The sequence below is a fragment of the Chryseobacterium sp. OV279 genome, from assembly GCF_900128945.1.
In the GTDB taxonomy this organism is placed as follows: Bacteria; Bacteroidota; Bacteroidia; order Flavobacteriales; family Weeksellaceae; genus Chryseobacterium.
In genome coordinates, this window is the sequence record NZ_FQUD01000003.1 from 455,745 (window position 1) to 474,183 (window position 18,439).

An 18,439-nucleotide genomic window follows, 5' to 3' on the forward strand; every position below is an offset into this window, starting at 1 on the left:
ATTTTTGAATTGAAGTATGGAACAACAAATCTATAAAGGGAAACTGATACAGTTTCATCCGTTAAAAATAGCGAAAAAGCAACAACTTACCAAAAATACTTTTTCTCTGGAATTCGATATTGCAGAGAATTTACGGGAGAATTTCAAGTTTGAAGCAGGGCAGTTTGTGAGCATAAAATTTAGGGCTCATGGTGAAGAAGTCATTAATGATTATTCAATGACCTCGGCTCCGTATGAAAATAAAATCTGCCTTGGAATCAAAGTGAATTCTTCTGAGGGAGCCACTTCAGAGCTGTTCAAGAACTATAATGCAGGAGATGAACTGATGGTAGGAGAGCCTTCCGGAAGATTTACACTGGTTTCGAAGCCAAGCGAGTTCCGGACAATCGTTGCATTTGCAGCGGGTATTGGAATTACGCCGGTCCTGAGCCATTTTAAAAATATTCTGCATACAGAACCACGCACCCGATTATTTTTGTTTTTTGGAAATAAAAGCTCGGAAGAAGTTATTTACAGGGAACAATTAGATAATCTTGCGAGAATACACAGTGACAGGCTGCAGATCTTTTACTTTTTCTCAAAGGAAAAAACAGCTGACCAGTTTTTCTACGGCCGGCTGGATGAAAAGAAGCTGAACTTAATTATTAATCAAATTCTCCATCTGGACGATACAGACGAAGAATCTACCATCTGGGATGCGGTAGATGAAGTCCTGATTTGCGGTAAAGGCGAGATGATAAAATCGCTGGCCAATGCGTGTTACCACCACGGAATTCCTAAAAAGAATATTCATTTTGAGCTTTTTGAAGAATATAATGACGATATTTATCCTGTAGAAAAGGAATTTCCTCTGATTGAGAACGTAGAAGTAGCCTTCACAATGCTTGGAAAAGAGTATGAAGCGCATCTTCCGGACAACAGGGAAAAGATCCTTCAACAGCTTCTGATTCAGAATTTTCCGGTACCTTATTCATGTAAATCGGGGATCTGCGGAAGCTGCGAATGTTATCTTGAAGAAGGGGAAGTGGAACTTCTTGAAAATGAATATTTAACGGAAAAAGAAGAAGCCCAGGGAAAAATATTAGCGTGTATGTCTATTATAAAAAGTAAGAAAATAAAGCTTAACTTTGACCTTAGTTGAGAATTATCAGGAACATATTTAACTTAACTTTTATATCAGTAGAAATAGGAATTCTGGTGATATGTCTGTGTAATGCCTGGGTTTTTGGGCTTACCAACGGCCGTACCTATACCAAGATTTCAAAAATTCCGCCGCGTGAGGTTGCTTTGGTTCTGGGAACTTCTCCAAAGATGAGATCCGGTCTTTCCAATCCTTATTTTACGAAAAGAATGGATGCAGCAGCACTTCTGTATCATCATGGGAAAATCAAAAAAATCATTGTAAGCGGTGAGAAAAGCAGGGGGTATAATGAGCCGGCTGCGATGAAGAATTATCTGGTCAATCAGGAAGGCGTTCCGGGAGATATTATTATCGAAGATCCAAAAGGATTCAATACCTATAAAAGTATTCTGCGCTGTAAAGACGTTTATAAAAAGAAAGATGTGATCATTGTATCACAGGGATTTCATAACCTTCGTGCCTTATTTTTTGCAAGAAATAATAATATGAATGCACTGGGATTTGATGCTCAGGATGTCAACAAGCCTGAAAGCTACTACAGAAATCAGGCCCGCGAAGTACTCGCCAGAGTGATTGCTGTAGTCTATTTCATATTGGGAATTTCTCCGGATTAGAAAGGATATCCGAATGCAATATTCAATGTCGGTTTGAAAGGCTGGAAGTTTTTAAATCTCCATCGGTCACCTTCAGGTTTATTCGGATCATAGATTTTGTAGGCAAGGTCAACTCTCAGTGTGATATAAGCCACATTTACCCTTAATCCAAATCCGCTTCCTATTCCCATCTGTCCTAAGAATTTATTGAATTTAAACTCATCTCCATAACTGTTGTCTTCCCCAGGTTTTCTAATACTCCATGTGTTTCCGATATCGGTAAATACGGCACCTTCATACATTTCATTAAACGGAACCCTGTATTCTATATTCGTCGTTAGTTTTAAGTTGTTGGTCATATAGGTACGTACTCTTTCATCAACCTGAGAGTCTGAAGGTCCCAGTCCTCCAAATGCAACCCATGCTCTGATGTCATTGGATCCACCGTTGAAATAAGACTTGATAACAGGCATATCCTTAGAGTTCCCGTAAGGAACACCCACACCCACAAACTGACGTAAAACCAGCGTCTGGTTTCCATTGAATTTAAAATATTTTCGGGTGTCGATATCAAATTTCACAAACTGAGCATAAGGAATTCCGAAGATGGTTCTCTGAGGACTCGCCACAACACCTCCAGCATCCCTTTTTTGGTTGAATATGCTTAAGATATTACCGGCAAGCTCTACTTTTCCGTTAAAATAAAAGGCGTTCGGATAATCTTTCTTACCAATCTCACTGTACACAAAATTATAGATCATGGAAGAAATGATGATATCCTGTGTCTGTCTGTCTTTATTCACAACAGTTCCTTTGAATGCGGTCAGAAGATCCAGTCCTTTCTGATCGAGAGTCCCAGGATAAGTAGTATCAGTAATGATTTTTCTTGAAATCTGATCAATCGTTAACTGACCAGAGTTAAACTGCTGTTCAAGCTGTGATGATGGCTGAGTGGCAAAATAGCTTGCAAATACATCTTTTCTTATGAGCTCGTCATTGGCAAAATAATCATAATAGGCATCTTTGTTTTTCGTAAGACTTATCTGGGTATTGAAAAGGGTCAGTCTGTGCGATACCTGATCATTCACATTGGCCTGATAATTCAATCCGGTATTAAAGTTAACCCTTCCCAAACCGATATTATTCTGTACCGATGCTCCCAAAAGAATGGAAGAAGTAGGTGTATATCTTTTAGGGAGAAGTTTATAATAATCGAACGGCAGAAGAAGTCTTGGGAAATTAAGCGAAGCCTGCGCTGAAATTTCGTAAGCGAGTTCTTTCTTATCAATGTTTTTTGTACTTCTTATGGAACCAAATGTTCCGGAAATGCTGGTCGAAAGGTTTTCTGCCCCTTTGAAAATATTCCTGGTCGTAAGATCAACAGAAGGAGATACCCCAAGATTTAAGAGCTGAGAGTAATTGACATCCGTTCCAACTTTAAGTTCGTATTTCGGAAGAGGTTTCAATAAATATAAAACGTCTACAATACTGTCATTAGGAGAAGTTCCTCCACCTCTTCTTAAGGAATCTCTGGCCTTGAGAATACTGAAGTTATTCATCGCAATGAAATTTCTTTTCGTGAGGTCAAGATTCTTTTGGTCGTACACTTTCTTGCTGTCTACGATAACCGCTCTCCATAGGGAAGAAGTCTTGTAGTTGTTGTCCATTTTGTGGAATCTGATTCTTCTTAAACTGTCCTTGATAGTATGTTTGGGAAAATCGCTCGCCTCATTGACAATCGCTACATCAATATTTCCTATAGTGGCCACTTTGTAAGGGTGATCCGCAGAATCTTTATGGATTTCCAGCGTAAGAGGAACCTGTTTTTTGCTTTTCAGGGAATCTGCTACGAAATAAACCTCTTCATTGGAGCTGTTGAACCTGTAATATCCGTTTTCACGCATCAGATCTGTAATTCTTGTTACTTCTTTTTCAAGAACAGTCTGGTCAAGCCTCTGTCCGGATCTTATCAGACTCTTGTCCAGTTTTTGCCAGTAAAGACCTTTTACGGTAGGATCGGTAATATTATAGTAGTAATCCTTAATATAGGTAGGATCGTTATGTCTGACGAAATAATTAACGGCCGCTTTTTTAGACGTTGAATCAATGGAATGTTTAACATGTACGTCGGCATCCCAAAACCCTCTGTATATCAATCTTTTTTCAATAGATTCTGTACTTTTTTCACTTCTGGTCTGATCCAGAATCACCGGTGGCGTTCCCCAGCTGTGAAGCAGACGGTCCAGAAACAGTGTTTTACCCACACTGCTTTTCATATTGTATTTAAGGAAAAGCGAATCTCTCAGTTTCTGATTTCTCATCTCATCCGGATACGTCATGTATTCGTTGAGTAAAGTATCATATTTAGGATTGGCCATATTATAGAATCCTAAAGTCAGCGGAACGAACAGAAGCTGCTTTTTGTTGGGCTTCTGCTGGACGTAATCCTTCAGTTCTTCATCGATGGATTCTTTCTTATCTTCAAACTCAAAAGTGTTCTTAGTAAGCAGATATTCACCGTCCGGAACTTTTTTTGTTGTACTGCAGGCATAAAGGAGACCAACAAATGTTGCAAATGAGATAATTTTATAATATTTTTGAGGAGAATTCTTATAATGCTTACAGCTCATACAATAAAAATTTTACAGTCTTTAGATAAAAAGAAGTTCAGACAAAAATACAATTTGTTTTTGGTTGAAGGTAATAAAATCATTTGTGAACTTCCTCAATCTAATTTTAAAGTTAAAGAAATATTTTCTACCGATCCGCAAAAACTGGACCGTACTGATGTGCCCATTATTCAGATCACTGAAAATGAGCTGAAAAAAATCAGCTTCCTTAAAACGCCTAAAGATTCTGTAGCAGTCTGTTATCTGCCTGAAGATGAAAAAATGGATGATAAGGATGTTCAGTTGGTTCTGGATGGAATTCAGGATCCGGGTAATCTGGGAACCATTATCCGTCTGGCAGACTGGTTCGGAATAGAACAGGTTATCTGCAGTGAAGATACGGTGGATGTGTACAACCCAAAAGTGATTCAGGCCACGATGGGCTCTTTCACGAGGGTGAATATCATTTATACTGATCTTGTGGAATATCTTTCGAAAACGGAGAATGTCAATATCGGAACCGATATGGAAGGAGAAAATATTTATACTTTCGAAAAACCGAAAAAACTGAATCTTATTCTCGGAAACGAAGGAAACGGAATGCGTCCGGAAACAGAAAAACTCCTTAATCAATGCATCACCATTCCAAGATTTGGAAAATCGCAGTCTACAGAAAGCTTAAATGTTTCTATGGCAGCGGGGATTATTTTGGGGCAGTTATTTTCTAGATAAGCAATAAGGAATTAGGGCTTAGGGAGTATAAAATTTAGTGTATAAAACTATTTCCTTAATCCTAAGCCCTAATCCCTTAAATTAATTGTTCCAGACTCGAAACACTTTTATTCTTCTGATATACTTCCAGCTTCTTTCTGACATATTTCAGGGCAATAGGAGCGAGGTAGATCATGGCCGCACCGAGAAGTTTTTTCTTCCAGTTCGGGCTTTTCATGTTCTTTTTGGCATAGTTTCCTACAAAAGCAGTGATTCCCAGTTTAATCAGACTGTCTGTCACATTGCCGCCTAAAGCTGTACTGGCAATGCCTACTGCCGTATTTTTATTGATGAACATATCCTTGACTTCAGAAGTCAGCTGCCTGGCAATAACGTCTTTTCGCAGAACTACTTTTTCATCACCGTCTTCATCTACTTTTTCTTGCAGATATTGGTCTGTAAGGCCATTGGTGAAAGCACTCAGGCTCTCTTTTGTGTTTTTAAAAGTGAGTAAATTTTCCAGATCACTGATTTCGCCTTGGAGCAGTTTTTTCTTTCTTCTCAGTTCTTCGATGCTTTCGTATTTTCTGCCCATAGCTTAATGATTTAAAAATTTAATAACCTGATCTGCGACCATATTGACAAGCTTATTTTTAAAAGCAATAATAAATGCCATTACGATCACATAGAATCCAGCAACAATCAGGAATCCGTAAGACGTATTATCCAACGCTTTACCGATAAGAAATGCGATTCCAAAATTAAAAAGGATAATAAAAAAAGTAAAAGCAACTAGCAGCACTACAAAGTAGGTAATGAGCCCTGCAGAAAGAGAAGATTTTTCAGTAGCTTCAATTTTCAGAAGATCTATTCTCTTTGATGCATATTCTTTAATAGTCTCTATCATTGTTTTTTTTTAAAGTTACAAAAAAAGGAACTTTCACACAAAAAGTTCCTTCCCATAATTTACTCAAAAAATAAACTATTTATTTTTTAAGATCGTTCAGTTCTGCTTCTACATCCTTTACTACGTCTGCAGTTTTGGAAACAATCTGATCTTTGTATTTATCGTATCCGTCTTTTACCGTATGGGCTACATTACTTGCTGTGTCCTTAAAAGTAGAAGAGATGTTACTGTACTGATCTTTTACTTTTTCAGAAACCTCGCCGTATTTGTTTTTAGCCTGGTCTTTTAGGTCACCTGCTTTATCTTTGATTTTTTTTCTTGTTTCTTTACCTTCTTCAGGCGCATAAAGCATTCCTAAGATTACACCTGCTGCAGCTCCTGCTAGAAGTCCTGCCAATATACCTGCTGTATTTTTTCCGTTTTTAGACATTTTTTAGCTTTTTTAATAGTTAATAAATATTAGTTTTTTACTGGGTCAAAATGTACAATTTGTATACCAAAGGGGGTATAGTGGCTATTAAAAAGTGTTAAATCTTTTTGATGTGAGATAGAATCAGATCTATCGTTTCGTCTTTTGTAAGGGCTGTATTGTCGATGATAATGGCGTCTTCAGCCTGCTTTAATGGGGCGATTTCCCTTTCACTGTCGATCTTGTCGCGATCTATAAGATTTTGTTTTACCTGCTCTCTGTCTGCCTGAATTCCCAGGCCTGCCAGTTCAAAATATCTTCTGTTCGTTCTTTCGTCAATACTGGCAGTCAGAAAGAATTTATAGTCCGCATTTGGCAGAACTACTGTCCCTATGTCACGTCCGTCCATAATAATGCCGCCTTTTTCTGCCAGCGAACGCTGTGAATGAAGCAGGAAATCCCTTACTTCTTTCTGTTTGGCCACAATACTTACATTATCGGAAACTTCGTTGGTACGGATCTGCTTTGAAATATCAATATGATTAAGGTAGAGCACCAGCTCGCCTTCATTGTTTCTGAATTCAAGCTCGATCTGGTCTAAAGAAGAAAACAGTTCCTGAAGATTGATAGAATCACCTCCGTTCATGCAGTTCTGTAATGCAAACCACGTAACTCCCCTGTAAAGCGCGCCGGTATCCAGGTGTATAAGGCCCAGTTTCTCGGCAATAACTTTAGAGATTGAACTTTTTCCGGTAGACGAGTACCCATCGATAGCTATTACAGGTTTTTTCATACCGCAAATTTCAAGATTTTTTTTAAAAAATCAAGGGAACGCAGAAAAAATTTCTTTATTATTCTTAAAGATTATGGTTGAGCTACTCTCCAGCGTGGCTGCTAAGGTCCATAGAAACTCCTATCTGGTTCACATTGGAAGAGTTGTGGTAGCGGATATGGGCATAATCTATACGGAATCTTCTTAGCTTAATTCCGAATCCTCCTGAAAGCCCTGAAAAGTTTCTCTGATCTGCCACAGCAAGCTCATTTCCTCTTTTCGCATTATATCCAAGCCTTATATTAAAGCCTTTTTCGGGAAAAAGTTCAGCGCCCACAGAAAAGTGGTCTGCCAGTTTTCTTCCGAAGCCTACTTCCTGTCCGTTTACATTATATTCCTGCGAAATATCGAACTGCTGAAGATCGTGAGCAGTAATGGTAATGGCAAGCGGTATCGCTTTTAGAATTCTGGTGTAACCCATATCTATCCTGAAGGGAAGGTTTTCTCTGGTTCCGTTAAAAGATTTCAGCTGAAAACCGAAATTTCTCATCACAAGAGAAAGGGCTTCTTTGTTCTTTTTATTATGGTAGGTAATTCCTGCAGTTCCGGAAACTGCGGAAGATGTATAGTTGTCTATTTTTGAAGTGATGAAATTGATGCCTCCACCAATCGTCCAGTCTTCTTCAAACTGGTAGGCATAGCCTGCACCAATCGCTACATCTGAAGCTTTAAAATCTCCGTTTTGCTCACCGCTTTCGTCGGTTCTGGGAGTGCTTCCGTAGGTCATGTATCTGGCATTCACAGTGGCCATATGCCCGTTGTCGAAATCTCTTGCGTAGGCGATGGTACCATACTTAGAGTCGGCAAGGTAAGCTGTGGCATTCACGGAAAGCTGTTTGTCTGAATCTCTGTTTAAAAGGGACGGGTTTGCAATAGCAAAGGAAACATCATGGTCTCTGACGGAAATTGCATCGCCACCCAGAGCAGCCTGTCGGGCAGATACAGGGATGTTTAAGAAAGGATAAACATTTGTTCCTGTTTGCGCATAAGAAACAATTCCTGACAGAAATAATGAAAAAATGACAATTTTCTTCAATTCAATTTATAATTAATGCAAAAATAATCCTTTTTCGTACTTATCAAAATATTTCTGACATTATTTCTACGTAAATATTTTTCTTTTTTCAATATTTTTAATGATTATATTTGCAAAATCAAATTTCGGAGAAAATAGCTCCGGTAAAGCTTATTAAAAATTAAAGATGAAATATAAAAGAATCCTTCTAAAACTGAGTGGTGAGGCCTTAATGGGGAACAGACAATATGGTATTGACAATGAAAGACTGCAGGAATATGCTGCTGAGATCAAAACAGTAGTAGAAAAAGGCTGCGAAGTAGCAATCGTTATTGGAGGAGGAAACATTTTCCGTGGAGTAGCAGGTGCTGCAAAAGGGATGGACAGAGTGCAGGGAGATTATATGGGAATGCTGGCTACCGTGATCAACGGGATGGCGCTTCAGGGAGCTCTTGAAGATGCCGGAATCAAAACCAGACTTCAGTCTGCCATTGAAATGGATAAAGTAGCTGAACCTTTCATCAAAAGAAGAGCGGTAAGACACCTTGAAAAAGGTAGAGTTGTGATCTTCGGAGCCGGAACCGGAAACCCTTATTTTACCACGGATACGGCAGCAACTTTGCGAGCTATCGAAATCGGGGCGGATGTAATATTAAAAGGAACCAGAGTAGACGGTATCTACGACAGTGATCCTGAAAAGAATGCTGATGCTGTGAAATACAACTCATTATCATTCGACGAGGTATATGCTAAAAACCTTAAAGTAATGGATATGACTGCCTTCACATTAAGCCACGAAAATAAATTGCCGATCATCGTATTCGATATGAATAAAGACGGGAACTTACTGAAGATTGTAGAAGGAGAAAATGTAGGAACTTTAGTGGATTTATAGGGAGCAGGGGGAGATTAGAGGTGATTGAAGATTTAAATATTTAATGATTTAAAAATTAAAAGATTCAGAAATTACCCATAGCTTATTACTCATTACCATACCTTATTATTCATCATTTATAAAAATGTGTAACTTATCAAATTTTAACTATATAATGGAAGAATTAGATCTTATATTAGAATCTGTAAAGCAGGACATGGAAGGCGCTATAAAGCACTTGGATCATGCATTTCAAAGAATTAGAGCAGGGCGTGCTTCTACGTCAATGGTTCAGGATGTAATGGTAGAATATTACGGAGCTCCGACTCCTATCAACCAGGTGGCCAATGTTTCTGTGCCGGATGCAATGACCATCTCTATTCAGCCTTGGGACAGAACGGCTATTGGTGCTATTGAAAAAGCTATCATCAATTCAAACCTTGGTTTTGCACCTTCTAATAACGGGGAAAATATTATTCTTAATGTTCCGCCTTTAACAGAGGAAAGAAGAAGAGAACTGGCGAAACAGGCTAAAGTAGAAGCTGAAAACACAAAAATTACTGTAAGAAATGCAAGACAGGATGGTTTGAAAGAACTTAAAAAACTGGAAGGTGTTTCTGAAGATGTAGTAAAAGGCGTGGAAGACGAAATCCAGGGTTTTACAGACAAATATGTAAAGCTTTGCGACGAGCATCTTAAGACGAAAGAGGCTGAAATTATGAAAGTATAATTTTCAACTTTTCAATATATAAAGCACCTGTTAATTTTTTACAGGTGCTTTTATTTTTTATACTAAAATGGTGGTTTTGAAAATGGCAACCGCATTGCCTTTGATCTGTATCTGTTCTGGCTTTCCATGATTCACCGTTACTTTCACATTCACTGTTCCCAGACGGTTGATCTGCTCACCCTGCCTGCCATTAAATTCAAAATAATCATTCTGATATTTGACCAGTTTATTTTGAACCAGATATCCGCCCAAAGGACCGTTTGCATTTCCGGTGACGGGATCTTCTGTAATTCCTATGGCTGGAGCAAACATTCGTCCGTAGGTCAGAACATCTTCACGGTCAGAGTCAAATGTAAATACAAAATATCCATTGCATCCAATTTCAGAGCTTAACTGCGTCAGAGCGCTCATATCCGGTTGAAATTCATTCAATGTTTTTCTACTGTTAATACCGATCATCACTTTTGAATGGCCGGTAGATGCAATTTGTATAGGGCAGTTTTCTTCAAGGTCAGAAACTTTAAGGTTCAATGCGGAAAGCAATTTTTGGGTTGTGATCTCATCAAACTCCGGGCTTAGTGTAAAAGCAGCCTGCGTCATCGTGATCTGGTAATCATCATCTGATTTTTCAATTTCGATAGGAAGGATTCCAATTTGAGTATTGATCTTTAAAACACAGGATTCAAGATGGTCTTCCACTGCTTTGGCATACAGCGCAGCAATCGTCGCATGTCCGCATGAAGGAACTTCTATGGATGGGGTGAAATAGCGAACCGTATAATCGCTTTCAGCATCTGTAGGAGAAAAAATAAAAGCGGTTTCTGAATTATTGAGTTCCCGGGCTATCGCCTGCATATTTTCATCATTGAGTCCGTCTGCATTCAGAACAACACCGGCTGGATTTCCTTTGAATTTTTCCGTGGTAAAAGAGTCTATCTGATAAATTAGTATTTTCTGCATTTTTAAGATTAAAATCGAAGTATAAATATACCTAAGACTTTTCGTTCACTAATTGACATTTGACAATTTCAGAAATAAAAAATTTTAGGATAAGTTTGAGAAAATAATTGATTTAAATGAATGTTTTGAAAGTATGTGAGTTTCTTTACAGACATTTTATTTCACCTTTCCTATCCCTGTTTTTCAGCAAAGACTGGTAGGTTTTCATCAACTCATCTGTATTGCATTGGGTTTCCTTGTTTGGAATTTTATCCGGAGAAGGTTTCTCAGTGGCATTAGATCTTATAGAATACTGCTTTTCCAGGCATTTGATGGATTTGTTATTCCGGATATAGATTCGACTTTCCGTGATGTCGTCTTTTGTGATGGGCTTTTCTGGTGTGCCTCCGTCAAAATTCCATCCTGTGTCTTCCTTAAAAATAAAGAACAGATTTCCGTCTTTGATAAAATACTGTTCCGTTGAACCGAAATGACTGTATTCATCGTAGGAATGCTCAATGATCCGGATTTCTTTCTGATCGGAATAATACGTTACTTTTCCTGATCTTTCGTCGTTGCAGTTGTAGGTAAAACCTGTGGAAGTCAGTTTTTTTGATTCAAGCTGTTTCTGAAGATTGCTGTATTCGATTTTAATCTCTTCTATAGGATCCACTGCATTTTTTATTTGTTTTGAATCCTTTTTAATGGCAAGGCTATCCTTGGAAAGCGGTGTTTGAAGAGCGGTTTTATCCTTATCATTTGTACATGAAAAAATAAAAACCAATCCGGCAGCAAGGAATAAGGTTCTCATATTATACTTTTTGGTGAACCTTAAAACTACAAAATTATCTGCAAAATCTTTTCCTGAATACCAATCCCTGTCCGAAACTAATATCGCCGGGCTTTACGTTTGAAAAAGTAAAAATCCTGGATGTTACTTTTACAGGATGAAGTATGTAATTTCCATCTAAAGAAGCTTTGTAAAACTGCATCAGAAAAGCTCCGTTGTGTTCCTTCAATATTCCCCAAAGTTCTTTTTTATCATTATCACGAATTAAAAATACACTGTCTTTTTCCACAGAGACAGGGCTGAGAAATTCAGGATTTCCTTTATAACAGTAAACAGTAGCCTGGTGCTGTCCTTTAGAGAATGTAAATGAAAAGAATAAAATGACAGATAATAGAGTGGTGTTCCTCACAATGAAAGAATATGAAAATTATTTTAACTAAATGATTTTTCCTCCTGTAAATATAGCTTTTTACCACTGAGGACAAAAAGGTATAAATTACAACGATTAACCCCCAATAAAAAGACCCGAAAAACTCCGGGTCCTATAATCTTTAAATCATTAAAATTTTTAAATCTTTCAATAAAAAAATTACTGATATCTCTTATGTTCCTTATTTTTAACAAACAACTTTGTAACAGGTTTAAACAATGCTTTATACTTTTCAGCATCAAACAGCTGTGAGTCGGTAAGCGCTTTATACGTCATCCATATTCCAAATGGAAGAAGGATCAGATTGGGGAGCCATGCTGCTAAATAAGGACTCATTCCGCCTCCCCAGGCAACATTCTCGATACCAAGATTCATTACGTAGAAAATAATGAAAATAACAATCGCGATAATCACCGGAAGTCCCATTCCTCCTTTTCTGATGATAGATCCTAAACTGGCTCCAATCAGGAAGAAGATGATACAGGTTACAGAATAAGAAATAATCCTCTGCTGGTAAATAACGACCTTACTGAAGTATTTTATATTAGAGCTGAACTCATTCTTTTTTCCTTCTGCTGTTGCCTTCAGATTTTCCAGTCTGCTGTAAGAATTATAAATGATCTGCAGTTTCTTTTCTCCTTTTACGGTATCCAGTTTTACCTGTTGTTTGGCAACGCTTTTAGACTTGGTTTTATCCATATAGGTCACCACAGAATTGGTCTGGCTAAGGACATCAGAACTGATGGAGGTGAAAAAGTCATTATTGTCTTTTTTACTTTTAGCAACAGTAGCATTAAGCTGTCCATAGGTCTGAAAACGGTAGTCATCCGTGATCTGTTCCTTTTCAATGGCTTTGTTGATGATCTCACTGATGTCAAAGTGTGAAACCAATGTGTCAAATTTAATAGCCTGATCCGGCTGTTTCAGTCTTACATTTTCACTCTTTCCTGCGAAATTGTCTTCAAATACATATCCGTTATACAGCTCCAGTTTCAGGAAGTTTTTGTTGGCAGCAGGAACGAATTTTCCTTTTTCCGCTACAATAGACTGTTGATTTTCATAAGTGCTGGCTTTTCTGTGCACAAAAACGCCTTCGATACTTTCTCCGTTTTCTCCGTAGATCTTATCAAATTTCACCATATAGCCCGGAATCTGGTCGATGAACTGTCCCGGCGTGAAGTTTAAGGCAGGCTTGGTCTGTGCAATATTGAAAAGCATATTTTTAGCCTTTTTCTGGAAATCCGGAATGATATTATTGGAGAAAAAGAAAAGCATGACTGCGAGTACTGTTGCAACTCCCATCAGAGGTGCCATGACTCTTGTCAGGGAAATTCCCGCGGCCTTCATCGCTGCGAGCTCGTACCGTTCTCCAAATTCACCGAAGGACATGATACTCGCCAAAAGAATCGTAAGCGGAAGCACCATACTGATCACACTTACCCCAAGGTAAAAAAGAAGTTTCAGGATCTGCCAGTAGCTTAATCCTTTTCCCATGAACTGCCCCAGCTGAACCCAGATAATGTTTACAATAAAGATGAAAAACAAAACGCTGAATATAAAGAAAAACGGTCCAAAGAAGGTTTTTATGATATATCGGTCTAGTATTTTTAACATGTGCCAAAATTAATCAAAAAGCCACAAAGTTTACTTGTGGCTTGTATAATTTTTATTACTTTTTATTTAACTGCAAAAAGAAGAAGAGTGGAATCTGCAAATTTGTAAACTAACCCTTTCTCCATTTCACTTTTCTAAAGTTCCGTGATCACGTAATTTTTGAACTTATTCTTGTCAAAAACAAACATATTCGGATCCAGTTCCTGGTTTTCCTTGTATTCTTTAATAGCAATTACGGCTACATCTTTGTTGTTCCCGTGCTGCTCCAGTTTTACCATTTGCTTTTTCGCTGAGTCTACAAAAATGTATACATATTGAATTCCATTGGATTTCACCGGGGTCAGTTTAATGAAATCAGCATTTACGCCATTTACATTTTTCTTTCCGTTGTAGGTTACATTATAATCATTTCTGTAGGTTGAAAGATAGTTGATAGGGGAGAACATGCTGCTGCTTCCGTTAGGTTTTGCAACCGTTACTTCCATATCATCTGCATTGATGTTGTAGATTTTGCTTCCGTCGAAGATCTGTTCTGTATCCATGATCTTCAGTTTATACTTTTCTCCGGCGGAGTAATAAATACCGGGTTCTGTTTTGGTCACCTGTCCGTTCAGGCCAGTCCCGAAAGAAAACTTGAAATAAGAATTCTTTTTAGACTTGTAGTTGGCCGTGATGTCATCCAGAATCTTTTTAGCTTTCGCATCAATTTTCTGTGCCGGGGCAAATCCTACAGCACCGATAACAAAACTTCCGACTATAACTTTTGAAATAATATTTTTCATTTTTTTATTTAATATACTTTAAACATTCTAATGCCTCCAGATTCGCTCTGTGAAGCATTTTTCCCTTTGACTATACAAATCTTTCAAAAACTGTTCCAATACATAAAGAACCTGAACCCAACCTTTATTTTGTTAAAATGTACAGACCTATAATTTCAATTCCTATCTGTCCGGTCGATAGACGTATTTTTCAAAATTGTTCGGAAGAGTATTTGTAACGGTTAATCTGTTCGAAGTGATGGTAGGTTCAATATTAATGACTTTCGTATTTTCATCAATTTCCACCTGATGTTTACTTCTCATATTTACCATATCGATATGCAGTGCTGTGAATTCGTATTTTCCTTTTGCCAAATCGATGATCAGATATTCTTTGGGTCTGATCTGTCCCAGTGATTTATCGCCGATCCATATGTTCAGCCTTGCCGTATTGTCTATGGAATGCAGAATTCCTGCGCCATTGTAGATCAGTACTTTACCGTTTCCAAGACTGTTGGTGTCTACAGTTTCTAATTTTACGGTGGTATAATCACTTGGGATTGATCTTAATGCACATGAGGATAAGGTAAGGACTGAGGCAAAAAGACCTATTTTAATAATGTTTCTGTTAAATATTTTCATGGAAATAATATGAATTTTATGATGTATTAGTTTCTTAAATCTTCTAAAAACTGTTCCAGGGAATGAAGATCACTGATGATCACTTCTCTTGCCTTTGCTCCGTTAAATCCACCTACGATACCGGTTGCTTCAAGCTGGTCCATGATTCTTCCAGCTCTGTTGTATCCTAATTTCAGCTGTCTCTGAAGCATAGAAGTGGAGCCCTGTTGTGTAGAAACGATAATTCTTGCCGCTTCTTCAAATAAGGCATCTTTTTCATTAGGATCGAAAGCACCTACTGTACTTGTGGAGTCCTCAGAAACGAATTCTGGTAATAAGAATGCTGATGAATATCCTTTCTGTTCACCGATATATTCTGCCAGTCTTTCCACTTCCGGTGTATCTACAAAAGCACACTGAAGTCTTAAAATCTCGTTTCCGTTGAAATAAAGCATATCTCCTTTACCGATCAGCTGATCTGCGCCCGGAGAATCCAGGATCGTTCTTGAATCGACGCTGGAAATTACTCTGAAGGCAGCTCTTGCCGGGAAGTTGGCTTTGATCATCCCCGTAATTACATTAACAGAAGGTCGCTGTGTAGCTACAATCAGGTGAATCCCTACGGCTCTTGCAAGCTGTGCCAGTCTGGCGATGGGAAGTTCAACCTCTTTTCCGGCAGTCATAATAAGGTCTGCAAACTCATCTACAACCAGTACAATATAAGGAAGGAAACGGTGTCCGTTCTCAGGATTCAGTTTTCGCTCAGTAAATTTCTTGTTGTATTCCTTTAAGTTTTTACAGAATGCATTTTTAAGAAGATCATATCTCGTGTCCATCTCTATACAAAGAGAGTTCAGCGTATTGATCACTTTATTGGTATCTGTGATGATGGCTTCTTCAGCATCAGGAAGTTTAGCCAGATAATGTCTTTCAATTTTTGAATACAGGGATAGTTCTACCTTCTTAGGATCCACCATCACGAATTTCAGTTCGCTCGGATGTTTTTTGTAAAGAAGGGAAGTAAGGATCGCATTAATCCCGACAGATTTACCCTGTCCTGTAGCACCTGCCATCAGTAAGTGAGGCATCTTTGCAAGATCGGCCATAAAGACTTCGTTGGAAATCGTTTTTCCGAAAACCACCGGAAGATCCATATCCGTATTCTGGAATTTATGAGAAGCTATCACGGAACGCATAGAAACCATGGTAGGATTTTTTCTCGGAACCTCAATCCCGATGGTTCCTTTTCCTGGCATTGGTGCAATAATCCTGATCCCAAGAGCGGAAAGATTCAGCGCAATATCATCCTGAAGCTTTTTAATGGCAGATACTCTGATTCCTGCTTCCGGAACAATTTCGTATAAAGTAACCGTTGGCCCGATCGTCGCTTTGATCTCGGAAATACCCACGTTGAAGTTCTTTAAAAGGCCTACAATTTTATTTTTGTTTTCTTCTAATTCTTCTTTGTTGATGGAAATCTCTTCATTACCATAATCCTTCAGTAATTCTACCGTTGGCATCTGGAATCCGGCCAGATCAAGCTTGTGATCGTACAAGCCGTGTTTTTCTACCAGTTCCTGTGATTTTCTGTCTGTATCATCCAACACATCAATAACCGGAGCTACTTCCACATTGAATTTAATGTTATCCTGCGCCGGCATTGTAGAGACAGGAGGAGCCGGAGTGATAGCCGGACTTACCGGCGTCATATCAAATGCCTGTTCCGGAGTTGAAGTGGGAACAGAAGGTTTCGTGTTCAGATTTAAGCTGACAGGCTTTTCCTCTTCCTCAAAAGAAGTATGGTTAGGCGTTACAATCGCTTCTATATCCGTTGAAGGCTGAACTTCAGGAAATCCTTTTGGTACGCTTACGGGTTCCTGTTCTTTCTTTTTCGTTTTATTGGTGACATCTGTTACAGTAACATTGGAAACGGTTTCCTGAGCTTCCTCTTCAAGCTCTTCATCGGCTTCAAAGTTTTCCTCTGAGCTAGGCATCATAGATTTTACTCTGCCAATTGTATTATCATTGATCTTATCCAGCTTAGATTTAATAGAACTTGGACGAAGATTGAATTCCAAAATGAAATAGAGAAGGATACTGGCCGCTAAAACCACCCAAAGTCCTACAGAACCGATAATGGCATTAAGATAATCCATAATCTGGTAACCGTACACACCACCCAAAACACCCTGTCCTTTAGTCACTGCTCCCATGAAGATAGGCAGCCAGCAGATAAAAAACAGAGAATGGCCGATGGTTTTCCATGGCTTGAAGGTTCTTTTTTTAAGAATTAGGGTGCCCACCACCAAAAATAAGAAGGCGATAATAAATGAGGCAATTCCTATGCTTTCGAATATAAAAATATTCCCCAGCCAGTCGCCTACCTTCCCAAAGATATTTGAAGATTGTATAGTTTTATCGGTCATTGTTCCTGCCTGGCTCTGATCAGCCTTCCAGTTCATCAGATAAGAGACGAACGAAAGGGTCAGAACGACAGAGAAAAGAATGAAGGTAAGCCCGAAAAATATACGGGGCTTAGATAAGATTTTGCCTTTATCAGGCGATTCAGTCGGTTTTGTCTGTGTCTTTTTATCCATAATATCAATGTGGGCAAATTTAATGTTTTTTCAACATTAATAGAATCTTTTTTTGTTCAAAAGATAGCGTAATTTAGGTTTATTTTTTAAAATTACACAGCGTTTTTGAGATATTTTTTTTCATTAAAATCTAATGCGACAGGTGTTTTTTGAACTAGTTCAAATGCCATTGCTTACAGCTCCACTAATTTTGTTCCATTAATTTAAAAAATAAGAAAAACATGAATATTTTATTCAAAAGTAGCGTGGCATTATGCCTGACTTTATTTTCACTCATATTCATTAACGCACAACAAAAAAGAAACATGAAAAACAGGGCTTTATTAATTATTGACATTCAGAATGATTATTTCCCTGGAGGGAAAATGGAACTGGCCGGAGCGGAACCGGCGGCCAACAATGCAAAGAAGGCACTGGAGTACTTCAGAAAAAACAATCTTCCCGTTATTCACATCAAGCACATTGCGGTGAATGAAGGCGCAGAATTTTTTCTTCCCGATACTTCCGGAGCAGAAATTCATTCATCGGTTTCACCAAAAAATGATGAGAAAATAATCATCAAACATTTTCCCAACAGCTTCCGGGGGACAGATCTGTTAGAATATTTACAGAAAAAAAGAATTAAGCATCTTGTGATTACAGGAATGATGACTGATGTCTGCGTGGATTCTACGGTCAGAGCCGCCTTTGATCTTGGATTTAAAAACACTGTGATCGAAAATGCAACGGCAACCAGAGACAGAGTGCTGAACGGGCAGGTTATAAAAGCAGCCGAAGTACAGAGCTCTTTTCTGGCGGGAATGTCCGCTTTGGGAAATCTGTATGCTGAGATTGTAAGTGATGTCGGAAGTTTTTGATATATCTTT

Annotated in this window: 19 protein-coding genes; 6 read left to right on the forward strand and 13 right to left on the reverse strand. The window is 38.4% G+C overall.

Annotated features, from left to right (window positions below):
- Positions 1–16: 16 nt before the first annotated feature.
- Both BUA72_RS14440 and BUA72_RS14445 read left to right on the forward strand, forming a co-directional pair.
- Positions 17–1,141: a ferredoxin--NADP reductase gene (locus BUA72_RS14440; protein WP_047453299.1), complete on the forward strand. Its 1,125-nt coding sequence runs from the start codon at positions 17–19 to the stop codon at positions 1,139–1,141.
- A gap of 56 nt (positions 1,142–1,197) precedes the next feature.
- Entirely contained in the window at positions 1,198–1,755 is a 558-nt protein-coding gene (locus BUA72_RS14445; RefSeq protein ID WP_394332573.1) for a SanA/YdcF family protein, read from the forward strand.
- Here the strand turns inward: BUA72_RS14445 and BUA72_RS14450 are convergent.
- A complete protein-coding gene (locus tag BUA72_RS14450) occupies positions 1,752–4,364 on the reverse strand; it encodes a translocation and assembly module lipoprotein TamL (protein ID WP_072923546.1) in 2,613 nt (870 codons plus the stop codon). The genes BUA72_RS14445 and BUA72_RS14450 overlap by 4 nt on opposite strands.
- Between BUA72_RS14450 and BUA72_RS14455 the strand changes: the two genes are divergently transcribed.
- Positions 4,350–5,075, forward strand: a complete 726-nt coding sequence (locus BUA72_RS14455) for a TrmH family RNA methyltransferase (protein ID WP_047453293.1) — start codon at positions 4,350–4,352, stop codon at positions 5,073–5,075. The two genes, BUA72_RS14450 and BUA72_RS14455, sit on opposite strands and share 15 nt — an antisense overlap.
- A 76-nt stretch (positions 5,076–5,151) precedes the next feature.
- Here the strand turns inward: BUA72_RS14455 and BUA72_RS14460 are convergent, their stop codons facing one another.
- The 5 genes from BUA72_RS14460 to porQ form a co-directional block, all read right to left on the reverse strand.
- Positions 5,152–5,649, reverse strand: coding sequence for a hypothetical protein (locus BUA72_RS14460; RefSeq protein ID WP_034727817.1), 498 nt, complete (start codon positions 5,647–5,649; stop codon positions 5,152–5,154).
- 3 nt (positions 5,650–5,652) lie between these two features.
- Complete coding sequence (locus tag BUA72_RS14465; protein ID WP_034727818.1) at positions 5,653–5,961, reverse strand: phage holin family protein; 309 nt, start codon at positions 5,959–5,961, stop codon at positions 5,653–5,655.
- A gap of 79 nt (positions 5,962–6,040) precedes the next feature.
- Complete coding sequence (locus tag BUA72_RS14470; RefSeq protein ID WP_034727820.1) at positions 6,041–6,391, reverse strand: YtxH domain-containing protein; 351 nt, start codon at positions 6,389–6,391, stop codon at positions 6,041–6,043.
- A 97-nt stretch (positions 6,392–6,488) separates the two neighbouring features.
- On the reverse strand, positions 6,489–7,163 hold the full coding sequence (cmk, locus tag BUA72_RS14475; protein ID WP_072923548.1) for a (d)CMP kinase: 675 nt from the start codon (positions 7,161–7,163) through the stop codon (positions 6,489–6,491).
- Between the two features lie 82 nt (positions 7,164–7,245).
- Positions 7,246–8,238 carry a type IX secretion system protein PorQ gene (gene porQ, locus BUA72_RS14480; protein ID WP_034727823.1) on the reverse strand — a complete coding sequence of 331 codons (993 nt, stop codon included), beginning with the start codon at positions 8,236–8,238 and terminating at the stop codon, positions 7,246–7,248.
- Positions 8,239–8,404: 166 nt separating this feature from the next.
- Between porQ and pyrH the strand changes: the two genes are divergently transcribed.
- Both pyrH and frr read left to right on the forward strand, forming a co-directional pair.
- Complete coding sequence (gene pyrH, locus BUA72_RS14485) at positions 8,405–9,112, forward strand: UMP kinase (protein WP_047453289.1); 708 nt, start codon at positions 8,405–8,407, stop codon at positions 9,110–9,112.
- Between the two features lie 154 nt (positions 9,113–9,266).
- Positions 9,267–9,821 (forward strand): ribosome recycling factor, encoded by a 555-nt coding sequence (frr, locus tag BUA72_RS14490; protein ID WP_047453287.1) that lies wholly within the window; start codon positions 9,267–9,269, stop codon positions 9,819–9,821.
- Positions 9,822–9,878: 57 nt separating this feature from the next.
- On the opposite strand, the gene BUA72_RS14495 is transcribed toward frr, so the two are convergent.
- The 7 genes from BUA72_RS14495 to BUA72_RS14525 all read right to left on the reverse strand — a co-directional run bounded on the left by BUA72_RS14495 (position 9,879) and on the right by BUA72_RS14525 (position 17,573).
- Positions 9,879–10,781 (reverse strand): PhzF family isomerase, encoded by a 903-nt coding sequence (locus tag BUA72_RS14495; RefSeq protein WP_072923550.1) that lies wholly within the window; start codon positions 10,779–10,781, stop codon positions 9,879–9,881.
- 145 nt (positions 10,782–10,926) lie between these two features.
- On the reverse strand, positions 10,927–11,571 hold the full coding sequence (locus BUA72_RS14500) for a hypothetical protein (RefSeq protein WP_072923552.1): 645 nt from the start codon (positions 11,569–11,571) through the stop codon (positions 10,927–10,929).
- Between the two features lie 34 nt (positions 11,572–11,605).
- Positions 11,606–11,959 carry a hypothetical protein gene (locus BUA72_RS14505; protein ID WP_072923554.1) on the reverse strand — a complete coding sequence of 118 codons (354 nt, stop codon included), beginning with the start codon at positions 11,957–11,959 and terminating at the stop codon, positions 11,606–11,608.
- Positions 11,960–12,139: 180 nt separating this feature from the next.
- Positions 12,140–13,594 (reverse strand): LptF/LptG family permease, encoded by a 1,455-nt coding sequence (locus BUA72_RS14510; RefSeq protein ID WP_047453279.1) that lies wholly within the window; start codon positions 13,592–13,594, stop codon positions 12,140–12,142.
- 134 nt (positions 13,595–13,728) lie between these two features.
- Positions 13,729–14,376, reverse strand: coding sequence for an outer membrane lipoprotein periplasmic chaperone LolA1 (locus tag BUA72_RS14515; RefSeq protein ID WP_034727837.1), 648 nt, complete (start codon positions 14,374–14,376; stop codon positions 13,729–13,731).
- A gap of 162 nt (positions 14,377–14,538) precedes the next feature.
- Positions 14,539–14,997, reverse strand: coding sequence for a hypothetical protein (locus BUA72_RS14520; protein WP_072923555.1), 459 nt, complete (start codon positions 14,995–14,997; stop codon positions 14,539–14,541).
- Between the two features lie 26 nt (positions 14,998–15,023).
- Entirely contained in the window at positions 15,024–17,573 is a 2,550-nt protein-coding gene (locus BUA72_RS14525) for an FtsK/SpoIIIE family DNA translocase (RefSeq protein ID WP_072923557.1), read from the reverse strand.
- A gap of 305 nt (positions 17,574–17,878) precedes the next feature.
- Here BUA72_RS14525 and BUA72_RS14530 point away from each other — a divergent pair, with 305 nt between their 5' ends.
- Entirely contained in the window at positions 17,879–18,430 is a 552-nt protein-coding gene (locus BUA72_RS14530; protein WP_072923559.1) for a cysteine hydrolase family protein, read from the forward strand.
- Positions 18,431–18,439: the final 9 nt, after the last annotated feature.